Genomic DNA, 21,871 nt, shown 5'->3' with positions numbered 1-21,871 from the left:
CTTCCTCGGAGACTTCGGCCTGATCACTCATCGGAATCCTCCTGCGTCGGCACTTCGACCTGCTGCCGGACCTTCCGGCGTTGACCGGCACGTGCCCGGCGTTCCGCGAACTCCTCCTCCACGGCGGCTTCGCTCGGAGCGTCCACGGGATCCGAGCGGTCCCGGACGCGCGCCACGAGTGCCGCGATGCTGGAGTACTGGAACAGCTCCGCGAGCGGCACCTCGACCTTCAGGAGCCCGCGCATGCGGCTGTGCAACTGCACCAGCGTCAGCGAGTTGCCGCCCAGGTCGAAGAACCGGTCCTCCAGACCGACGCGCTCGACGCCGAGCACCTCCTGCCAGAGGGCCGTGAGGCTCCGCTCCAGCTCCGTCGTCGGCGGCACGAAGGCCTGCGTGCGCGTGGACTCCGCCGTCAGCGCGGGCAGCTTCGAGCGGTCCACCTTCCCGCTGGACGTCAGCGGTAGGGCATCCAGCGTCCCGTAGGCCGTGGGCACCATGTGCTCCGGCACCCGCTCGCGCAGCCATTCGCGCAGCGCCGCCGTCTCCACGTCGCCCACCACGTAGGCCCACAGCTTCGTGCCCGTGGCTTCCTTCCTCGCCACCACCGCCGCCTGCTTCACCGCCGGGTGCATAGCCAGTACGCCTTCGACTTCCCCCACCTCCAGCCGCATGCCGCGCACCTTCACCTGCCCGTCGCGCCGGCCCACGTACTCCACTTCTCCGTCTTCGCCCCACCGCACCAAATCTCCGGTGCGGTACAGCCGGCTGCCGGCCTCACCGCTGAAGCCGTCCGGGATGAAGCGCTCCGCCGTGAGTGCGGGCTGGCCCAGGTAGCCACGCGCGAGGCCCGCGCCTCCCACGTACAGCTCCCCCACCACGCCCACTCCCACCGGCCGCTGCCCTTCGTCCAGCACGTACAGCCGCACGTTCCCCAGCGGCTTGCCCACCGTCACCCGCTCCGGTGACAGCGACGTCGCCACGCTGGCGCATACCGTCACTTCCGTCGGGCCGTAGCCGTTGAGCATCCTGAGGCCTTCGCTCCACTTGCGCACCAGCGCAGAGGGCACGGCCTCGCCCGCGGAGATGAGCGTACGGATGCCGTCCAGGCCTCCGTCCACCACTTGCCCCAGCACTGACGGCGTCAGTGTCACCACGGTAGCGCCAAGCTGCTTCACCGTGCCTTCCAGCGCGCCTCCCGGCATGAGGGCTTCTCTCGGCGCCAGGCAGAGGGACGCACCCGCCGCCAGCGTCGAAAAGACTTCCGCCACCGACGCGTCGAAGCCCGGCGAGGCGAACTGCAGCACCCGGTCCTCTGGCTTCACGCCGTGCGCTTCGGCCACTGCGTGCGCCATGTTCGCAAGGCCGCCGTGGCGCACCACCACGCCCTTCGGCTTGCCTGTACTTCCTGACGTGAAGAGCACGTACGCCATGCTCTCCGGCGACACGGCCTTCGTGGGCCGCGTCTTCGGCTGCTTCGCCACCTGCACCGCATCCGCGTCCATGAGGACCACGGGCGTCTGTGGATTGGGAACGAGCCCCGCGAAGCGCTGGGACGTCAGCACCATGGCCACGCCGGACTCTTCCAGCAGCCCGCCCACTCGCAGCGCGGGCAGCGTCACGTCCACCGGAACGAAGGCACCTCCCGCCTTCAGCACCGCCACCATCCCCACCACCCACTCCACACTGCGCTCCACCAACAGCCCCACCCTTACCTCCGGGCCTACTCCCAGCCCTCTCAGGTGATGCGCCAGTTGGTTCGCCCTCTCCTCCACCTCCCCGTAGCTCACCCCTCCTGCTTCCGTCCGCACCGCCTCCGCTTCCGGCCGCGCGTCCGCCACCGACTCGAAGACTTCGTGCCCGCACTCACCCTTCGGGCCGTACGCCTTCCCCGTCCGGTTCCACTCCTCCACCACCCGCCGCCGCTCCTCCGCCCCCATCCACTCCACGTCCCCCACCCGCCGCTCCGGCTTCTCCACCAGCGCTCGCACCACACGCTCGAAGCCGTCCATCCACCGCCGGACCGTCCGCTCCTCGTACAGGTCCGTGCTGTATTCCACCGAGCCCGCGAAGCCGTCCTCCTGCTCCGTGAGGGACAGCGCGAGGTCGAACTTCGAGGCCCGTCGTGACAGCGCATACGGCGCCGCCGACAGGTCCGGTACCGCCCACGGTGTCACCGGCGTGTTCTGCAGCGTGAAGAGGACCTGGAACAGCGGGTGCCTCGCGAGATCACGCGCTGGCTGCAACGCTTCCACCAGCTTCTCGAACGGCACGTCCTGGTGCGCGTACGCCCCCAGCGTCGTCTCCCGTACCTGCGCCAAGAGCTCCCGGAACGTCGCGCCTGTCTCCACCTTCGCGCGCAGCACCAGCGTGTTCACGAAGAAGCCGATCAGCCCCTCCGTCTGCGCGTGATGCCGCCCCGCGATGGGCGTTCCCACGCTCACGTCGTCCTGACCCGCGTGCCTCGCCAGCACCACCTGCCATGCCGCCAGCAGCACCATGAACGGCGTCACGCCCTCCTGCTTCGCCAACGCCTTCACCGCGTCCGCCAGCGACCGCGACAGCCGCACGTCCAGGCTCGCGCCCTCGGTCGAGGGCACGACGGGCCGGGGCTTGTCGGTGGGCAACTCCAGCGCAGAGGGCGCTCCCGCCAGACGCTGCCGCCACCACCCCAACTGCTCCTCCAGCGCCCCGCCCTCCAGCCACTCCCGCTGCCACGCCGCCCAGTCCGCGTACTGCACCTCCAGCGCCTCCTCCTGCGCCGCGGTGCCCTTCGCCTTCGCCTCGTAGGCCTTGCCTACCTCCCGCACCATCACGCCCATCGACCAGCCGTCCGACACGATGTGGTGCATCACCACCACCAGCACGTGCTCCCCCTCACCCTCCTTCACCAGCAGCGCCCGCATCAGCGGCCCGGCCTCCAGGTCGAACGGCCGCTGCGCCTCCTCCGTCGCCACCCGCGCCGTCTCCCGCGCGTGGTCCTCGCCGCCGCTCACGTCCACCCGCCGCAGGGCGAAGGACGAGTCAGACGCGATGCGCTGGAACGGACGTCCCTCCACGGATCCGAAGGTGGTGCGAAGCGCTTCGTGCCGCTGGACGACGTGCGTGAACGCCTGCTCCAGCGCGGCCACGTCCAGCGGTCCCTTCAGCCGCAGCGCGGCCTGGATGTTGTACGCGGCGCTTCCAGGCGTGAGCCGGTCCAGGAACCACAGCCGCTGCTGCGCGAACGACAGCGGCAGCGACTCCCCTTCACCACGGACTCGCGACGGAATGCGAGCGATGGCCTCGGCTCCCGTCTTCGCGCCGAGCGCCGCGTCCAGCCACTGGCCCAAGGCGGCCACCGTCGGGTTCTCGAAGAGCTCCCGCAGCGGCACCTTCACGGGGAACACCGAGTGCAACCGGGACACCACCTGCGTCGCCAGCAGCGAGTGGCCTCCCAGTTCGAAGAAGTCGTCGTCGCGGCCAACCCGCGCCACGCCGAGCACCGACGCCCAGATGTCCGCCAGCAGCTCCTCGGTGGGCGTCCTCGGCGCCACGTCCGCGGACGAGGACTCCTCGGTGTCCACCGCCTCCGGCAGCGGCAGGGCTTCACGCGCCAGCTTGCCGTGGGACGTGAGGGGGAACGCCTCCAGGGGTACCAGCGCCTGCGGCACCATGTAGTCGGGCAGCCGCTCGCGCAGCACGCGGCGCAGCTCCCACGGGTCCACGTGCGCGCCGTCGCGGGCTGTCACGTAGCCCACGAGCCGCGCGTCGCCGGCCACCGTCCGCACCAGTACCACCGCGTCGCGCACGTTGGGATGGGCACGCAGCGCGGCTTCAATCTCTCCCAGCTCGATGCGGAAGCCACGCAGCTTCACCTGGTGGTCGATGCGGCCCAGGTGATCCAGCTCCCCGGTGGAGCGCCAGCGGCCCAGGTCGCCCGTGCGGTACAGCCGCCCGCCGGGACGTCCGGAGAACGGATCCGGCACGAAGCGCTCCGCCGTGAGCGCCGGGCGCTTCAGGTAGCCCCGGCCGGGGCCTTCACCGCCCACGAACAGCTCGCCCGGGACACCCATGGGCGCAAGCTCGCCGCGCGCGTCCAGCACGTACACCTGGAGGTCCGGGATGGGCACGCCCACGCTGCTGGGCTGCGCGCCGGCCGCGTCCTCGGCCGTCAACGGGCGGAAGGTCACGTGGACCGTCGTCTCCGTGATGCCGTACATGTTCACGAGCTTCGGCCGCGCGTCGCCGTGCCGCTCGAACCAGGCCCGGAGGCTGGAGAACTCCAGCGTCTCGCCGCCGAAGATGATCCACCGCAGGCTCGACGCGCCGCCCGTGGCCCGGGCCGCGTCCGCCTGCACGAACTGGAGGAACGCGGACGGCGTCTGGTTGAGCACCGTCACGCCTTCATCGTGGACCAGCGCGCGGAAGGCCTCCGGCGAACGGCTCACCAGATACGGGACGATGACCAGCCGCGCCCCGTGGATGAGCGCGCCCCAGATCTCCCAGACGGAGAAGTCGAAGGCGTACGAGTGGAAGAGCGTCCACACCTCGTCGGAGCCGAAGGAGAACCAGGGCGCCGTGGCGGTGAAGAGCCGCGTCACCCGGGCATGCTCGATCTGCATGCCCTTGGGCTTGCCCGTCGAACCCGAGGTGTAGATGACGTAGCAGCCGTTCTCCGGCGTCGCCGAAGGGGCCGGATCCTGCGTGGGCTCGCCGGCGACGCGGTCCCAGTCCGCATCCAGCCGGAACACCGGGCGGCTCGCGGGCAGCGTCGGCACCAGCCGCGCCTGCGTGAGTAGGAGCGGCACGTCCGCGTCCTCCAGCAGGAAGGCGAGCCGCTCCGCCGGATACGACGGATCCAACGGGACGTACGCGCCGCCCGCCTTCAGGATGGCGAGCAGGCCCACCAGCATCTCCAGCGAGCGCTCCACGCACAGGCCCACGCGGACTTCCGGCCCCACGCCCTGCTTGCGCAGGTGGTGCGCGAGCTGGTTCGCCCGCCGGTTCAGCTCGCCATACGTCAGCGACGCCTGCTCGTACGTCACCGCCACCGCGTCCGGCGTCTTCGCGGCCCAGGCCTCGAAGCGCTGGTGCACGTTCGGCGCAGGGTCGAGCGCCGGCGCCTTGGGCTGCCCCCAGGCGAGCACCTGCTGGCGCTCCATGGTGGACAGCATGGGCAGCGCATCCAGCCGCGCGTCCGCGTGTGACACGAACGCTTCCAGCAACGTGCCCAGGTGGCGCAGCATCGCGTCGGCGGACTCCGGCGCGAAGCGGCCCACGTCGTGCAGCAGCTTCAGCTCCAGCTCCCGGCCCGGGACGACGACGCACGTGAGCGGGTAGTTCGTCCACTCGCTCACCACGAAGCCGCGGACCTCCAGGTTCCGCGCCCACTCCCACACGGCCGAGTCCAGCGGGTAGTTCTCGAACACGAGCAGCGCTTCGAAGAGCGACGCCCCGCGCGAAAGCCCGCTCCAGCCCTGCACCTCCACCAGTGGGCTGAACTCGTACTGCCGCTGCTCCGCCTGCCGCTGCTGGAACGCCTGGAGCCAGGGCCCGAGCACCGCATCCCCCGGCATCCGGACGCGGACCGGCAGCGAGTTGATCAACAGGCCCACCGTGGACTCGACGCCTTCGATTTCCGGCGGACGGCCGGACACCGTCGCGCCGAAGACGACGTCCTCCAGCCCCGCGCAGCGCCCGAGCATCAGGCCCCACGCCGCCTGCACCAGCGTGTTGAGGGTGACCTGCTGCTGGCGCGCGAACTCCTGGAGCGCCGACGTCACGGAGCCCGACAGGGACAGCCGCCGCAGCATCCGCGAATCGCTCGCGCGCGCCGCTCCCCGGTCCTCCGGCAAGGGCGTGGGCTGGGTGAGGCCGGCCAGCGCGTCACGCCAGTAGCGCTCCGCGCGGCCCAGGTCCTGGTGCTGCAACCACGCGATGTAGTCGCGGAAGGTCGCGCCCTCGCTTCGGGGCAGCGCGCGGCCCTGTCCGAAGGCCTCGTAGAGGGAGAAGATCCGCCGCAGGAGCAGGCCCACGCTCCAGCCGTCCATCAGCAGGTGGTGGAAGCTCCACACCAGGTGATGGACGCGCGCGTCCGTGCGGATGAGCGACATGCGCATCAGCGGCGCGTGCGTGAGCTCCAGGCCGCGTGCCCGGTCCTCCGCGCGGAGGGCCACGAGTCGCGCCTCCTGCTCCTCCGGGGACAGGCCACGCCAGTCCAGCTCGCGCCAGGGCAGCTCGGCCCGGGAGAACACCACCTGCCGGGGACGCTCCAGCCCTTCCCACCGGAACGCGGTGCGCAGCACCGGCTCGGTCGCCACCGCCTCCTGCCACGCGCGGTGGAAGGCCTGCACGTTGAGGGGTGCGTGGAATGAACAGCTCACCTGTTCGAAGTACGCTCCCGACTCCGGCGCCAGGATGCCGTGGAAGAGCAGGCCCTCTTGCAGCGGGGACAACGGATACACGTCCTCCACGGCCTCACCGGGCGGCAGGATGCGCTCCAGGATGTCCGCAGACAGGTTCGCCAGCGGGAAGTCCGCGGGCGTGTAGCGCAGGGCGTCTGGCGTGGAGCGCAGCGCCACCAGGGACCGCACCGACTCCAGGCTCGCGCCAGCCAGCGCCTCGACCGTGGCGCGCTGGTGCAGGTGCTCGCTGAAGGTCCACTCCAGGCGCAGGCGCTCGTTCAACACGCGCGCCCCCACCGACAGCACCTCCGTACGGAGCGCGCCGGGGGCCTTCGACAGGCCTGTGCTCCCGCTCGCGGGCTCCAGCAGCGTCAGCCCCGCGGCCAGGCCGTCGAACTGGCCCAGGTAGTTGAAGGCCACCGGAGGCGCGGGCTGCACGCCCAGGCCGCGCGAGACGTCGTCTCCGCGCAGGTGGCGCAGCATGCCGTAGGACGCGCCCCGGCCGGACACCGTCCGCACCGAGTCACGCACGGCGCGCAGCAGGTCTCCTTCCGAGCCCCGGCCCGCCACATCCAGCACCACCGGATACGCCGCGGTGAACCAGCCCACGGTGCGCGACACGTCCACGCCGGGGAGCGCGACGTCGCGGCCATGTCCCTCCAGCGTGACGCGCACGCGGCCCACGCGCAGGACCTGTCCCAACGCCCGCGCGACCGCGGACAGCAGCAGCTCGTCCACGCGCGCACGCCACGCCGTGGGGGCTTCGCGCAGCAGCAACCGGGTCGTCTCCGCGTCCAGCTCCACCGCCACCGTCCGCGCGGAGGCCACGGTGTTCTCGCCGCCAGGACCATCCAGCGGGAGCGGCTCCACGGGCACTCGCGCCTGGGCGGCCCAGACCTCAGCCTCCGCGGCGACCGCGTCCGTCGCGGCGTAGGACTCCAACCGCTCCGCCCACGTCTTGAAGGACGTGGTGCGCGGAGGCAGCGCGGGCGCCTGGCCGTCGCGCAGCGCCAGGTAGGCGGACTCGAAGTCCTCCAGCAGCGTGCGCCAGGACACGCCGTCCACCACGAGATGGTGGATGACCCACAGCAGCCGCGCGGGCTGCCCCACGCCCATCGTGAAGAGCACCGCCCGCATGAGCGGTCCCGAACCCAGATCGAGGCTGCCCTGGACGCGCGTGGCCACCTGCTCCAGCCGCGCCTCGCGCGCCTCCTCGGGCAGGCCGGACAGGTCCTCGCGGACGAGGAAGTCCACCGCTTCGTCGGGCGAGCCGTACTGCTGCGACCATCCATCGCAGGCGCGGGTGAAGCGCAGGCGGAGCGCGTCGTGGTGCCGCCAGAGCGCCCGCAGCGCCGCTTCCACCAGCCCCGCGTCCAGCGACTCGCGAGCCGCCAGGAGCACCGCCTGGTTGTAGTGCTCCGGCGCGGGCGACCCCTGCTCCAGGAACCAGCGCTGGATGGGGGTGAGCGGCACCGTCCCGCTCGCCGGTCCTGCGTCGGCGACGGCCGGGGTGGCATCCAGCGTGGCCGCCGCCGCCAGGTCCCGCAGCTTCTGGTGCTCGAAGAGCTGCTTGGGCGTGATCGCCAGTCCGGCCCGCCGCGCCTGCGCGACGACCTGGAGGCTGATGATGGAGTCGCCGCCGAGTTCGAAGAAGTTGTCGTCCGCCCCCACCCGCTCCACGCGGAGGATCTGCTGCCAGAGCGACGCGAGCAGCCGCTCCGCGGGCGTGGAGGGCTCCACGAAGGTGGCCTCCTCGCGCGTCGGACGGCCGCCGAGCGCCGGCAGCGCGCTCCGGTCCACCTTGCCGTTGGGCGACAGCGGCAGCGCGTCCAGCACCACGAAGGCTGAAGGGACCATGTGCTCCGGCAACCGCCGCCGCAGCCCATCGCGCAGCGAGGCCTCGTCGACCGCCGCGCCCTCGAAGGGCACCACGTAGCCCACCAGCCGGCGCACCCCTGACGCCTCTTCACGCACCGTCGCCGCCGCGGCCTGGACGCCGGCCTGCGCGCCCAGCACGGCCTCCACTTCTTCCAGCTCGATGCGGAAGCCGCGCACCTTCACCTGCGCGTCCGAACGGCCCAGGAACTCCAGGGCTCCGGCCTCCAGCCACCGCGCCCGGTCACCCGTGCGGTACATCCGCGCGCCGGGCTCCGTGGCGAAGGGGTCGGGCATGAAGCGCTCGGCGGTGAGCGACGGGTGGCCCAGGTAGCCGCGGCCCACGCCCGCGCCGCCCACGTACAGCTCGCCAGGAACGCCCGGCGGCACCGGTTGAAGCGCCGGGGACAGCACGTACACGCGCACGTTGGCCAGCGGTCCGCCAATGGTCACGCGGTCCGCCGACAGCGGTTGATCCGTCAGCGTGGCGCACACGGTGATCTCCGTGGGGCCATACGCGTTGATGAAGCGGCGGCCCGGCGACCAGCGCCGCACCACCTCCGGCGGACAGGCCTCGCCCGCGGAGATGATCGTCTCCAGCCGGGTGAGCCCCTCCGGCGACTGCTGCGCGAGCACCGACGGCGTCAGTGTCACGGTGGTGATGGCCTGCTCCGTCAGCGTCCGCTCCAGCGCGGGCCCCGGCAGCAGCGCATCCTTCGGCGCGAGCACCAGGCACGCGCCGGCCAGGAGCGTGGAGAAGACCTCGCACACGCCCGCGTCGAAGCTGCTGGAGGCGAACTGCAACACGCGGCTGTCCGGATGGACGCCGTGCGCGCGGCCCACCGCCACGGCCGTGTTGCAGAGGCCCCCGTGTGTCAGCAGCGTGCCCTTGGGCCTGCCGGTGGAGCCCGACGTGTAGATGACGTACGCCAGGTGCTCGGGAGCTCCCGCGTCCTCCAACGGTGTTCCGGGAAGCCGCTCCAGCCGCGCGGCGTCCTCGTCCAGGCACACCAGGTGGGCACCCGTCGCCGGCAGCTCGTCCGCGAGCTCCGAGCGCGTCACCACGACGGGCACCGCGGAGTCCTGCAGCATGAAGGTCAGGCGGGCGCTCGGGTACGCCGGATCCAGCGGGACGAAGGCGCCGCCGGCCTTGAGCGTCGCCAGCATGGCGATCACCAGCTCCGGCGAACGCTCCAGGCAGATGCCCACGCGCGTCTCCAGTCCCACGCCCTGCGCGCGCAGGTGGCGCGCGAGCGCGTTGGAGCGCGCCTCCAGCTCCCGGTAGCTCACGTCCTGCCCCTCGAAGCGGAGCGCGGGCCTGTCGCCGAAGGTCGCGACCGCGGCCTCGAAGCGGCGGTGGACCCGCAGGGGCTCGCCGATGGGAAGCGTGGCGGCGTTCCAGGTTCCCAGGACGTGGGCCCGCTCCGCCTCCGTGAGCAGCGGCAGCGTCTCCAGCGCGCCGTCAGGCCGTGACAGGGCACCTTCCAGGAGCGTGCGCAGGTGCTCCTGCATGCGCGCCACCGTCGCCGCGTCGAAGAGGTCGGTGCTGTACTCCCAGAGGCCGGACAGGCCTTCCGAGGTGTCGCTGAAGGCCACGGTGAGGTCGAACTTCGACGCGCCCGGGTCAATCGACTCCACCCGCAGGGACAGGCCGGGCAGCGCCAGCTCCGCGTCGCGCGCGTTCTGGAAGATGAGCTTGACCTGGAAGAGTGGCGACGCGCCCAGGCTGCGCTCCGGGTTCAGGTCGCGCACCAGTTCTTCGAAGGGAAGATCCTGGTGGGCGTAGGCGCCCAGCGCGGCCTCGCGCACCTGGCCCAGCAGCGCCCGGAACGGCAGCACCGGCGTGGGGCGCGTGCGCAACACCACCTGGTTGACGAAGAAGCCCACCAGGGCCTCCGTCTCCGCGTGGTGCCGGTTGGCGATGTCCGTGCCCACCAGGAGATCGGTGCGGCCGGTGTAGCGATGCAGCAGCGCCTGGAAGCCCGCCATCATCACCATGAACGGCGTGGCACCTTCGCGCAGCGCGAGCTGCCGCACGGCCTCCGCCGTGGCGCGCGGCAGCACGTGCGTGGCCTGGGCCCCCTGCGACGTGCGCACCTTCGGGCGGTGGCGGGCCAGGGGAAGGTCCAGCACCCGGGGCGCGTCCTGGAGCTGCTCGCGCCACCAGGAGAGCTGCGCCTCCCGCACCGCGCCCTGGAGCCAGCCGCGCTGCCACACGGCGTGGTCCGCGTACTGCACGGCGAGCGCCGGCAGGCCGGATGCGGTGCCGCGCGTGAAGGCGCCGTACAACGCTCCCAACTCGCGGACGAGCACACCCAGCGACCAACCGTCCGCGACGATGTGGTGCATCACCAGCACCAGCACGTGCCGGTCATCCCGCAGCGCCAGCAGCGACATGCGCACCGGCGGGCCCGCGACGAGGTCGAACGGCCGCGATGCTTCCTCGCGCGCCCATTCCAGCGCCCGCGCCTCGAGCGCATCCGGGGCAACGTCGTGCAGGTTGACGTGCGTCAGGGCGCGCGCGGGCGCCGGTGCGACGCGCTGGACCGCTCCGTCCGGTGTCTCGTGGAAGGTCGTGCGCAGCACCTCGTGGCGCAGGAGGATCTCAGCCAGCGAGCGCTCCAGGGCCTCGGCATCGAGCGCCCCGTCCAGCCACAGCATGGCGGGCACGTTGTAGAGCGCGTTGCCCGGCTCCATCCGGTCGAGGAACCACAGGCGCTGCTGCGCGAACGACAGCGGCAGCGGCCGGTCCCTGGGCACGGGGACAACAGGAGGCCGCACAGCATCCGCGCCCGTGCGAGACAGCGCCTCCAGCCGTCTGGCGAGCGCGCCCAGCTTCGGCGTCTCGAACAGCGCGCGCAGGGGCAGGTCCACCTGGAAGACCGAACGGATGCGGGACACCGCGCGCGTGGCCAGCAGCGAGTGGCCGCCGCGCTCGAAGAAGTCATCGCCAGGGCCCACGTCGCTCACGCCCAGCACCTGCGCCCAGACGGAGGCGAGCAGCGCCTCGTAGGGAGTGCCCGGTGCGGAGGGCTCCGCGCGCGCGAATTCGGCCGGCTCCGGCAACGCGCGGCGGTCCACCTTGCCATTGGCGGTGAGCGGCAGGGTCTCCAGCACGACCACCGCGGACGGCACCAGGTACGACGGCAACCGCTCTTCGAGGAACGTCTTGAGAAGGTCCGGCACCAGCTGGCCACCGGTCGTCGGCACGCCATAAGCCACGAGCCGCCGCTCACCACCGCCCGCATCACGGGCGACCACCACTGCCTCGGCGATGGCCGGGTGCTGCTTGAGCACCGCCTCCACTTCACCCGGCTCCACGCGGAAGCCGCGCACCTTGAGCTGGTCGTCCTCGCGCCCCAGGAACACGATGGCGCCGTCGGGCCCGAGCCGCGCCCGGTCGCCCGTGCGGTACATGCGCTCGCCGGGCGTCTTCGCGAACGGTGACGGGATGAAGCGGTCGGCGGTGAGCTCCGGCCGGCCCAGGTACCCCCGGCCCACCGTGCCGCCCGCGATGTAGAGCGCGCCCGCGACGCCGGGGGGCACCGGGCGCAGGCCCGCATCCAGGACGTACGCACGCACCTCCGGCAGGGGCCGGCCCAGCGGAACGACGACCGGACGGTCCTCTCGCGCAAGTGCGGAGGCCGGCAGCGTGAGCACGCCCACGGTGGTCTCCGTGGGGCCGTAGTGGTTGAACACCGCGCAGCCCGGCACGAGCGAACGCACCTGATCCACGAGTGCCCAGTCGGACGACTCGCCACCGAGCACCAGCCAGCGGCGCGGCAACAACCGCTCCGGCGACTCCGACGCCAGCAGCGCCCGCAGGTGCGACGGGACGATCTTCAACCCCTCCACGCCATGCCGGGCGAAGTACGCACCCAGCGCCGCCGGGTCGGACGCCGTCTCGGTGTCCACCAGGTGCAGGGTGCCGCCCTGGGCCAGCGTGGGGAAGAGCGCGGTGTGCCCCAGGTCCGCCGCCAGCGTGGAGACGGACGCGAACGACGCGCCCGGCGAAAGGTCCAGGCGCCGCACGAGGCCCCGCACGTAGCGCACGATCTGCCGGTGCTCGATGCCCACGCTCCGGGGCCGGCCGGTGGAGCCCGAGGTGAAGATGACGTAGGCCAGGTTCGACGGCACCGCGCCGCGAGCGGGCGGCGCATCCGAGGGGAACGACGCGAACGGCGCCGCCCCGTCATCCAGCAGCACGAGCCGTCCAGGGTGGCCGTCGAAGCGCGAGGCAAGCTCGCGGATCGTCACGACCACGTCCACGCGCGCCTCGTCGAGCATCAGGCGCAACCGCTCCCCGGGGTTCGCGGGGTCCAACGGAACGTAGGCGCCGCCGGCCTTGAGGATGCCCAGCAGGCCACGCATCGCGTCGGCACGCCGGTCCACGCAGAGGCCCACGCGAGCGTCGGGGCCCACGCCCATCGCGCGCAGCGCACCTGCGAGCTGGTTCGCGCCCGCGTCCAGCGCGCGGTACGTCAGCGACTGGCCGCCGCCCACCACCGCCACGGCGTCCGGTACGCGCGCCGCCTGCGCTTCGAAGAGCGCATGCAGACACGTGTCGTTCCCCGCCGCCAGCCGCTCCTCCGGCCACGCCTCGAGCACCGCGCGCCGCGCCTCCTCATCCAGCAGCGGCAGCGCGTCCACCCGCAATCCGGGTTGGACCGTCGCGGCCTCCAGCAGCGTGTGCCAGTGCCGCACCATCCGCTCGGTGCTCGCGCGGTGGAAGAGGTCCGCGGCGCTGATCAGCGTGCCGGTGAAGCCCTCCGCGGTCTCCGACAGGTTCAGCGACAGGTCGAACTTCACCGCGCCGGAGTCCAGAGGCACGGCCCTCAAGGCCAGACCCGGCAGCTTCAGCTCAGGCAGCGAGTCCTGCTGGAAGGCGAGCATCACCTGGAACAACGGGTGTCGCGCCAGGTCGCGCGCGGGCTGCAACGCCTCCACCAGCTTCTCGAACGGCACGTCCTGGTGCGCGTACGCACCCAGCGTCGTCTCCCTCACCTGCCCCAACAGCTCCCGGAAGCTCGCCCCGCCCGCCACCTTCGTGCGCACCACCAGCGTGTTCACGAAGAAGCCGATCAGCCCCTCCGTCTCCGCGCGCTGCCGCCCCGCGATGGGCGTTCCCACGCTCACGTCGTCCTGCCCCGCGTGCTTCGCCAGCACCACCTGCCACGCCGCCAGCAGCACCATGAACGGCGTCACGCCCTCCTGCTTCGCCAGCCCCTTCACCGCCTCCGACAACGACCGAGACAGGCTGGCGTCGACGGTGTGAGCACGGAACGTGGGGTTCACAGGCCGGGGCTTGTCGGTGGGCAGCTCCAGCGCCGAGGGCGCGCCAGCCAACTGCTGCTTCCACCACCCCAGCTGCTCCTCCAGCGCCCCGCCCTCCAGCCACTCCCGCTGCCACGCCGCCCAGTCCGCGTACTGAACGTCCAGCGCTTCCTCCTGCGCTGCAACGCCCTTCACCTTCGCCTCGTAGGCCTTCCCCACCTCCCGCACCATCACGCCCATCGACCAGCCGTCCGACACGATGTGGTGCATCACCACCACCAGCACGTGCTCGCCCTCTGCCTCCTTCACCAGCAGGGCCCGCATCAGCGGACCCGTCTCCAGGTCGAAGGAGCGCGCCGCCTCCACTCGCGCCAGCCGCGCCGTCTCCTCCGCGCGATCCTCCCGCCCGCTCACATCCACCTGATCCAGCGTCACGGGCAGGTCCGGGAGGATGCGCTGCGCCGGAACGCCGTCGCGGGAGACGAAGGTGGTGCGCAGGGTTTCATGGCGCCGCACCAGCACATCCAGCGCATGCTGAAGCGCCGGAACATGGAGCGGCCCCACCAGCCGGACCGCGACGGGGATGTGATACGCGGGGCTGCCACGGACGAGCGCATCCAGGAACCACAGCCGCTGCTGCGCGAAGGACAGCGCGGGCAGCTCCTCACGGTTCCGCGGCTTCAAGGGCGGCGTCAAACGGCTGGAACCCGCGCGGTGCGCGAGCACGCGCCCAGCCAGCTCCGCGATGGTGGGCCCCTGCAGCAGCGCCTCCATGGGCAGGATGACGCCCAGGCCCTTCTCGATGTCGTGGCTCAGCTCCACCGCCGCGAGCGAATCCAGGCCCAGCCGGGTGATGGGCTCGGTGGCGGACACCTCGTCGGGCCGGACGCGCAGGCGCGCCGCCACGCGGCTTCGCAGCCAGGCGCCCATCGACTCGGCGGTGTTCCCAGGCCCAGCGTCCTCGTGAACGTCCGCGTGCGCTTCGAGCGCGCTGCCTTCCTCCCACTGGGTGACGACGCGCAGCGAACCATCGAGGAAGCTCTCGCGGCACGCGCGCCGCTGGATCTTCCCGCTGGACGTCTTCGGGACGCTTCCCGGCTCCACCAGGATCAACGCGTGGGGCTGGAGCTCATGCTCCTCGCTCAGCGCCTGGCGCACCGCCGCCAGCACCGGGCCCAGGTCCCCGCCGTCGCGCAGGCTGACCTCATGGACCTGGACCAACCGCTCCTCGCCCGCGACGTCGACGCTGAACGCCGCGCCAGAGCCCGGGCGGATGGCCGGGTGCGCGCGCTCCGCCGTGAGCTCCAGGTCCTGCGGGTAGTGGTTGCGGCCACGCAGGATGATGAGGTCCTTGCGCCGCCCGGTGACGTACAGCTCGCCGTCCACGACGAAGCCCAGGTCGCCCGTGCGCAGGAAGGGGCCCTCGCCCGTGCTCGCGAGGCGCGCCTGGAAGGCCTCCTCCGTCTGCTCCGGCCGCTGCCAGTAGCCCTGCGCGATGCTGGGGCCGCGCAGCCAGATTTCACCCACCTCGCCGTCGGCGCGAGGCGTGCGCGCCTCCGGATCGACGATGAGCATGGACTGGTCCGGCATCGACTGGCCACACCCCACCAGCTCACGCGAGCCCGGAGTGCCCGGCTCCACGCGCACGGCCCGAGAACGCGCCAGCGCCTCCGCCTCCAACGTGAGCGCCGAGGCGCCCGCGCCCTGCGCCACACCGGTGGCGATCAGCGTGCCTTCCGCCAGGCCGTAGCAGGGATAGAGCGACGGAGCGCGGAAGCCCTGCGGCCCGAACGTGCGGTTGAAGCGCTCCAGCGTCTCCGTGCGGATGGGCTCCGCGCCACAGAAGGCCACCTCCCACGAGGACAGGTCCAACCGGGCCCGCTCCTCCTCGGAGATGCGCCGCGCGCAGAGGTCGAACGCGAAGTTGGGGCCGCCGCTGATGGTGCCCTTGTACTGGGAGATGGCCTCCAGCCAGACGAGCGGGCGGCGCAGGAACGTGAGCGGCGACATCAACGTCACCGGGAACCCACCGTTCAGCGGCTCCAGGATGCCGCCGATGAGCCCCATGTCGTGGTACGGCGGCAGCCAGATGACGCCCACGCTGTCGGCGCTCGCCCGGAAGCTGCGGTGGATGGCGTCCAGGTTGTGCAGCAGGTTGCCGTGCGTGAGCATCACGCCCTTGGGCATCCCCGTGGAGCCCGACGTGTATTGCAGGAACGCCAGCGTGTCCGGACGCGCCACGGGAGGGCGCCATCCGTCCTCCGCTCCGGGCTCCAGCGCATCCGTGGCGGCCCAGTGCAGCCCGTTCAGCTCCGGCGCCTGATCCGTGAGGAACTCCTTCATCGACAGGATGAAGGACGTGGTCAGCACCACCGTCGCGCGCGAGTCCTCGATGATCGCGCGCAGCCGGGGCAGCGTGCGCTCCAGGCGCGACGGATCCGGCGGATACGCCGGCACCGCCACCAGCCCCGCGTAGAGACAGCCGAAGAAGCCCGCGATGTAGTCGAGCCCCGGCGGATACAGCAGCACCGCCCGCGCGCCAGGCTCCACGCCCGCCAGCGCCCCCGCGATGCGCCGCGCGTACAGGTCCAGCTCCGCGTGGGTCCAGGAGGCCTCGAGCTCTCCTGTCTCTCCCAGGAACGTGTACCGGGACGCGCGAGCCGCGTCAGCGCTCCGGTGCCGGAGCAGGTCCACCAGGGACTCAAATGGAGGACGCTGAGCGAAAACCGAAAGGGAGGACGGTCGGGGAGAGGCCGGGCTCATTCAACTGCGAGAAATAACTGTATTTCTGAGTTTCCAATAGAGCTTTTGATTACTCGCCAGAACCACCATGACTGATATCCGGGTCCGTATCCCACTCGGCGGGAAAACGTGTGTCTCAGGAGGCGGCGCGGGGAGACTCGGCGGGAGGCTCCGCGAGAGGCTCGGAGACGAGCTGGCCAGACTCGACGCGCAGCAGGCGGTCGGCCGCGTCGAAGTAGCGGTCGTCGTGGGAGATGACCACCACGGCCTTGCCGCGCCGCTTCAGCTCCGGCAGCAGCTCCCGGTAGAAGACGGCCTTGAACGCGGGATCCTGGTCCGCCGCCCACTCGTCGAAGAGGTAGATGGCGCGGTCCTCCAGCAGCGTCGTCACCAGCGCCAGGCGCTTGCGCTGACCCTGGGAGAGCGCCGTGGTGGAGAACGCCTTCCCGTCCAGGCGCACCTTGTGCTCCAGCTTCAGCCGCTCCAGGAAGCCCTGCACCTGTGACAGCTCTCCCTCCAGTCCCATCAGGCGGTCGAAGAGGTGGAAGTCGGAGAACACGGCGGAGAAGTGCTGCCGGTAGTGCTCCAGGGTCCCGGCCGTCACGGGCTGGCCGTCCAGGAGGATCTGCCCTTCCTGGGGCGAATACAGCCCGGTGATGAGCTTGGCGAGCGTGGTCTTCCCGCTGCCGTTGCCGCCCACGATGAACAGCAACTCCCCCGGGCGCAGCTCCAGATCGATGGGGCCCAGGGTGAAGGTCTGGTCGTCGTGCTCGCGCTGGTAGCGGTGGGTGGCGCCTCGCAGCTCCAGCTTCTGGAACGACGGCCGGGCGTCCAGCGCCGCCGGCTCGCGCGCCTCTTCGGTGGACGCGGCGAGCGACAGGCCCAGGGCTTCGAGCTTCGTGTGGGACACCTGCCCGCGGGAGATCAACGGCATGCCCTCCATAAGGGACATGAGGGGCGTCTGTAGGTAGAGCACCGCGAGCGTGTACCCCACCAGGGCCGTTGTGTTCACCTGCGTGAGGTGGGGCAGGAGGAAGAGCAGCACGCCGATGACGACGAAGAAGAGGAACATCCCCCAGCTGGAGCCCACCGCGAACGCCGTCGCGGCGCGCCGCTGGAGGTCCTTCACCCGGCCGGCGGCGTCCGCGATCACACGCGACAGGAAGTCGTCGCGCCGCCGGGCATGGAGCTTGATCTCCTTGATGCCGTCGGTCAGCCCCCGGAAGTGCAGCATGAGCTCGTCCTGCACCTCGCGCGCCCGGCGCATGTCACGGACCGCTCGCGCGGTGGACAGCCGGTAGGTGGCGATGCCCAGCACCAGGCAGATGACCAGCGCGAGCAGCAGCGTCCGCGACAGCATCACCATGTAGACGAGACACCCGAACACGGTGGACGCGTTGATGACCAGCCGGGGCAGCATCGCCATGGCGTTGGTGAGGTGGAACAGGTCCTCGGTCAGGGCGGACAGGAGCCGGTGGGAGCCCTGCTCCTCCAGCTGACGCAACGGCGCACGGGCGATCTGTGCGCTCATCTTCAAGCGCAGGTCGAAGAGCGAGTCCTGGTTGATCTGGCTGATCAACACCTGGGCCGCGATGCGCGACACCAGCGCCACGACGACCAGCCCCACGAAGAGCGAGACCTCCACGGCCCCATGGGCCTGGGTGCCCGCGAGGGCCCGGTTGATCATCGCGATCAACCCGGCCCCACAGGCGCCGGACACGAGCCCGGCCAGCACGGACGCCAGGAAGCGGCCCTTCGACGCCTGGAACAGCAGTGACAGCAGCTTCATGCGCCCTGCCTCGCGCGCCACGCATCCAGGACCTGCCGCGATCCGCCCGTGGCATCGAGCGTGAGCGAGTACACGTCCAGCGCCTCCGTCAGCAGGTGCGAGCCGAGCAGCTCCGCGGCTCCCGCGCTGTCAGGGCCCTGACGCAACACCCGTTGCGCCGCCAGCACCGCGAGACCGTCCTCCACCAGCGGCGGCCGCTCCGCGTCGTCCCCCGCCGGCACGAGCTCCGCCAGGGACACAGGCGCGTCCACGCCCGACAGCGCCGGAGGATCCGCGAGGGGCAGCAGGAGCGCCGCGAGCCGTGCTGGATGACCGAGCCCGCGCCCCTGGGCATGGAGCCGGTCCATGGCGTCCCCGAGCGAGAACAGCCCCTCCCACGCGAACGGGCTCAGTCGTCCCAGGGACGGGAGCGTACGCGCCAGCACGTCGAACTCGCGCATGCGGCGGAGGCAGGCCCCGGCCACACCCAGGCTCAGGCACTCCAGCAGCTCATGGAGGCGCAACGCGAACGGGCTGTCCGGCAGCGCGGCGGCGCCTTCGCGCAGGGCCTCCAGCGTCCGGGGTTCGAGGGTCAGGCCGCGCCGGGCGGAGATGCGCAGCGCCCGGTAGACGAGCGACGGATCATCGCGGAAGCGCTCGGAGGGCTCCCCCAGCGAGCGCAGCACGCGGGCGCGGACGTCGGCCACCCCGCCCACGAAGTCGAGCGTCTGGCCCGTGGCCGGATCATGAAAGAGCGCGTTGATGGAGAAGTCTCGCGAGGCCGCGTCCTGGGCCACGGTGCCCACCGGAAGCTCGCGGGCCACGGCGCTCAGGTCGGCGTCCAGCGGCACCCGCGGAGTGGACGCGGGCGTGCGCAGCGGACGCAGTGTGGCCACGTCGAAGGGCTTCCCGCCCTCGAACACCAGCGTCATCACCGAGCCCCGGCCGCCCAGCATCAGGCACTCCTCGAAGAGGCCGTGGGTCTGGTCCGCCCGGGCGTCCGTGGCGATGTCGAAGTCCTTGGGCGTCTGCCCGAGCAGCAGGTCCCTCACGCACCCACCCACGAGCAGGGCCTGGAACCCCGCGCCGCGAAGGCGCTCGAGGATGGCCAGGGCGTTGGGATCGATGCGCGAGGCATCAAGGGTCACGGGAGCTGCGGAGGCCTGGGACATGCGTGCGGACTCACTTCCGCGCGGCCCCCGGGGGAAGGGCTCGGCGCGCGCGGAGCAACACACGCGAATACCCTTGAAGTCCACGATAATTTTTCATTCGAGACAAGCGTGTCAGGAGCACACTCCCTCACAGACTGAAATACACGCATAAAGCGAATAAACTTGTCAGCCCTGTTTGCGAAACTGTGACCCATGCGCACCTCCCGCTTCTCCTTGTCCCTGCTGCTGACGCTGACGGCCTTAGGCGGCTGCCGGAACGACGACCCACCGGCGCCCTCCCCGCTCAAGGCCACCCTCCACCGCACGTCCTACGGCGTCCCCCACATCCAGGCTGACGGGTATCGCAGCCTGGGCGCCGGCATCGGCTACGCGCAGGCGCAGGACGCGGTGTGCATCCTCGCGGATCAGTTCCTCAAGGTCCGTGGCGAGCGCGCTCGCTACCTGGGCCGGGGCCCGCAGGATGCCTTCCTCGAAAGCGACTTCACCTACCTGGGGCTCGCGCTGCGCGCCCGCGCCGAGGCCAGCTTCGCGGAGCAGTCGCAGGAGCTGCGCGACCTCGTGCAGGGCTATGCCGCGGGCTACAACCAGTACCTCGCGGACGTGCCGGCGGCTCAGCGTCCCGAGCCCTGCCGGGGCGCCGCGTGGGTTAAGCCCATCAGCGCGTATGATCTGCTGGCGTATCACTTTGACCTGTCGCTGTTCGACACGCTGGTGCCATTGCTGGGCTACGTGGGCAACGCGCAGCCGCCGAGCGCGGAGGCGGAAGGCGAGCGGCTCCAGTCGAGGCCGCTCGCGCTGTCACCGCGCAAGGATGAGCTGGGCAGCAACGGCTGGGCGCTGGGCCGCGAGAAGACCGCCAGCGGCCGGGGCATGCTCGTCGCCAACCCGCACTTCCCCTGGGAGGGCAGCCTCCGCTTCCACGAGAGCCACCAGACGATCCCCGGCAAGCTCGACGTGTACGGCGTGTCCCTGCTGGGCGTGCCGGCGATCAACATCGGCTTCAACCGGGACATCGCGTGGACGCACACCGTGACGGCGTCGAGCCACCTGACGCTGTACCGGCTCAAGCTCGTGCCGGGAGACCCCACGGCGTACGTCTATGACGGAGCGACCCGCCGCATGACGTCGCGGACCGTCACCGTCAACGTGCGGGGGGACGACGGCGGCATGACACAGGAGACGCGCACGTTCTGGCGCAGCCACTACGGCCCCATCCTGGCTGGCCCCGGCGCGGACTGGACGGACGAGACCGCGTACACGACGCGCGACGCGACGGAGGACAACCCACGCTTCGCGGAGCACTGGGTGCGCCTGAACACGGCCCGCGACATCGGCGAGGCCGCGGACGTGGAGCGCACCGTGCGTGGCGCGCCCTGGGTGAACACGCTGCTCGCGAGCTCGGATGGAGATACGCGCTACGTGGACGCGTCCCGGGTCCCCTACTTGAGCCCCGCCACGGTCGTGGCGTATCGCGACTCGCTCGAGTCCACGCCGGACGCGCCGGTGTTCGCGTCGTTGGGGCTCGTCCTCCTGGACGGCAGCACGTCCCGCGACGAATGGGTGGGCCTGGACAGCGAGTCGCACGGTCTGGTGCCGACGACGGTCATGCCGCAGCTCAGCCGCACGGACTTCGTGATGAACGCGAATGATCCGGCGACGTTCGCCAACCCCGCCGCGCCCCTGCTCGACCTGCCCTTCCTCTATGAAATCTTCGGGACACGCGGCCGCATGAGCACGCGCTCGCACATGAACCTCACGCTCATCACCGAACAGGGCGACACCGCGGCGGCCGGCAGCGACGGGCGCTTCACGCGCGAGGAGGCCGAGCAGGCCATCCTGAGCAACCGCACCTGGGTGGCGGAGCAGCTGCGCACGGCCGTGGTGCAGCGCTGCCAGGGCGCGGAGCCCATCGTCGTCGATGGCGCGCCGGTGGACATCACGGAGGCGTGCCAGCTGATTGCAACGTGGGATGGCCGGCTGGAGCTGGATCGCGCGGGCGCCATCGTCTGGCGCGAGTTCCTCAACGGCTTCAACCGCTCCGACCTCGTGGACCGGGGAGCCCTCTTCGCGCAGCCCTTCGATCCGGCCCGGGCGGCGGTGACGCCGGCGGGGCTGGTCCCCGCGCCGGAGTCCGGCGTGGATCCGGTGAACCAGAAGCTGGCGGAGGCCGTGGCGCTCCTGGGCAAGGCGGGCATCGCGGTGGGAACGAAGCTGGGCGACGTGCAGTTCGCCTGGAAGGGAGACCGCAAGGTGCCGCTGCACGGCGGCGCGGCCTTCGAGGGCGTCACCAACGTCGTCGGCTATTCCGGCGCGAACGCGACGCTGCTGCCGCAGTCCCAGCCGCAGGGCCCGCTGCTCTCCCCCGGCACGGGGCTCACGCCGGAAGGCTACCTGGTCGACTTCGGGACCAGCTTCCTCATGGTGATGGAGTTCACGCCGGAAGGGCCCAAGGCGAACGCGGTCCTCTCCTACGCGCAGTCCGCCGACCCGGCGTCACCGCACTTCGCGGACCAGGCGGACCTCTTCTCCGGCAAGCACTTCCGTCCCGTGCACTTCAACGAAGCGGACATCCTCGCGGATCCGGCGCTCACGACGCTGGAGCTGACCATCGACGCTACATCGAAGCTCGAGTAGCGGCGCATGCGCAGGTTGTGGGT

4 protein-coding genes are annotated in these 21,871 nt (G+C 71.5%); 1 reads left to right on the top strand and 3 read right to left on the bottom strand.

Translation table 11 applies throughout. The features are described 5' to 3' along the window. Positions 1-23: 23 nt before the first annotated feature. From D7X30_RS34215 to D7X30_RS34205, 3 genes are all read right to left on the bottom strand, one after another. Positions 24-16,226: a non-ribosomal peptide synthase/polyketide synthase gene (locus D7X30_RS34215; RefSeq protein WP_158619438.1), complete on the bottom strand. Its 16,203-nt coding sequence runs from the start codon at positions 16,224-16,226 to the stop codon at positions 24-26. 184 nt (positions 16,227-16,410) lie between these two features. Next, positions 16,411-18,063 (bottom strand): cyclic peptide export ABC transporter, encoded by a 1,653-nt coding sequence (locus D7X30_RS34210; protein WP_147443386.1) that lies wholly within the window; start codon positions 18,061-18,063, stop codon positions 16,411-16,413. Then, the gene (locus tag D7X30_RS34205; protein ID WP_120567169.1) at positions 18,060-19,214 is read right to left on the bottom strand and encodes a CCA tRNA nucleotidyltransferase; all 1,155 of its coding nucleotides are present in this window, start codon (positions 19,212-19,214) and stop codon (positions 18,060-18,062) included. The genes D7X30_RS34210 and D7X30_RS34205 overlap by 4 nt, the downstream gene beginning before the upstream one ends. A gap of 192 nt (positions 19,215-19,406) precedes the next feature. Between D7X30_RS34205 and D7X30_RS34200 the strand changes: the two genes are divergently transcribed. Then, positions 19,407-21,848 carry a penicillin acylase family protein gene (locus D7X30_RS34200; RefSeq protein WP_120567168.1) on the top strand — a complete coding sequence of 814 codons (2,442 nt, stop codon included), beginning with the start codon at positions 19,407-19,409 and terminating at the stop codon, positions 21,846-21,848. Positions 21,849-21,871: the final 23 nt, after the last annotated feature.

The sequence above is a fragment of the Corallococcus sp. AB011P genome (genome assembly GCF_003611605.1).
Classification (GTDB): Bacteria; Myxococcota; Myxococcia; order Myxococcales; family Myxococcaceae; genus Corallococcus; species Corallococcus coralloides.
Note: the sequence above shows the minus strand (reverse complement) of the source record. Positions and strands in the feature narration are given on the sequence as shown.

Bases quoted from the DNA above. Each gene is read 5' to 3' on its own strand.
- D7X30_RS34210 (WP_147443386.1), bottom strand. From the start codon at position 18,063: ATGAAGCTGCTGTCACTGCTGTTCCAGGCGTCGAAGGGCCGCTTCCTG.
- D7X30_RS34205 (WP_120567169.1), bottom strand. From the start codon at position 19,214: ATGTCCCAGGCCTCCGCAGCTCCCGTGACCCTTGATGCCTCGCGCATC.
- D7X30_RS34200 (WP_120567168.1), top strand. From the start codon at position 19,407: ATGCGCACCTCCCGCTTCTCCTTGTCCCTGCTGCTGACGCTGACGGCC.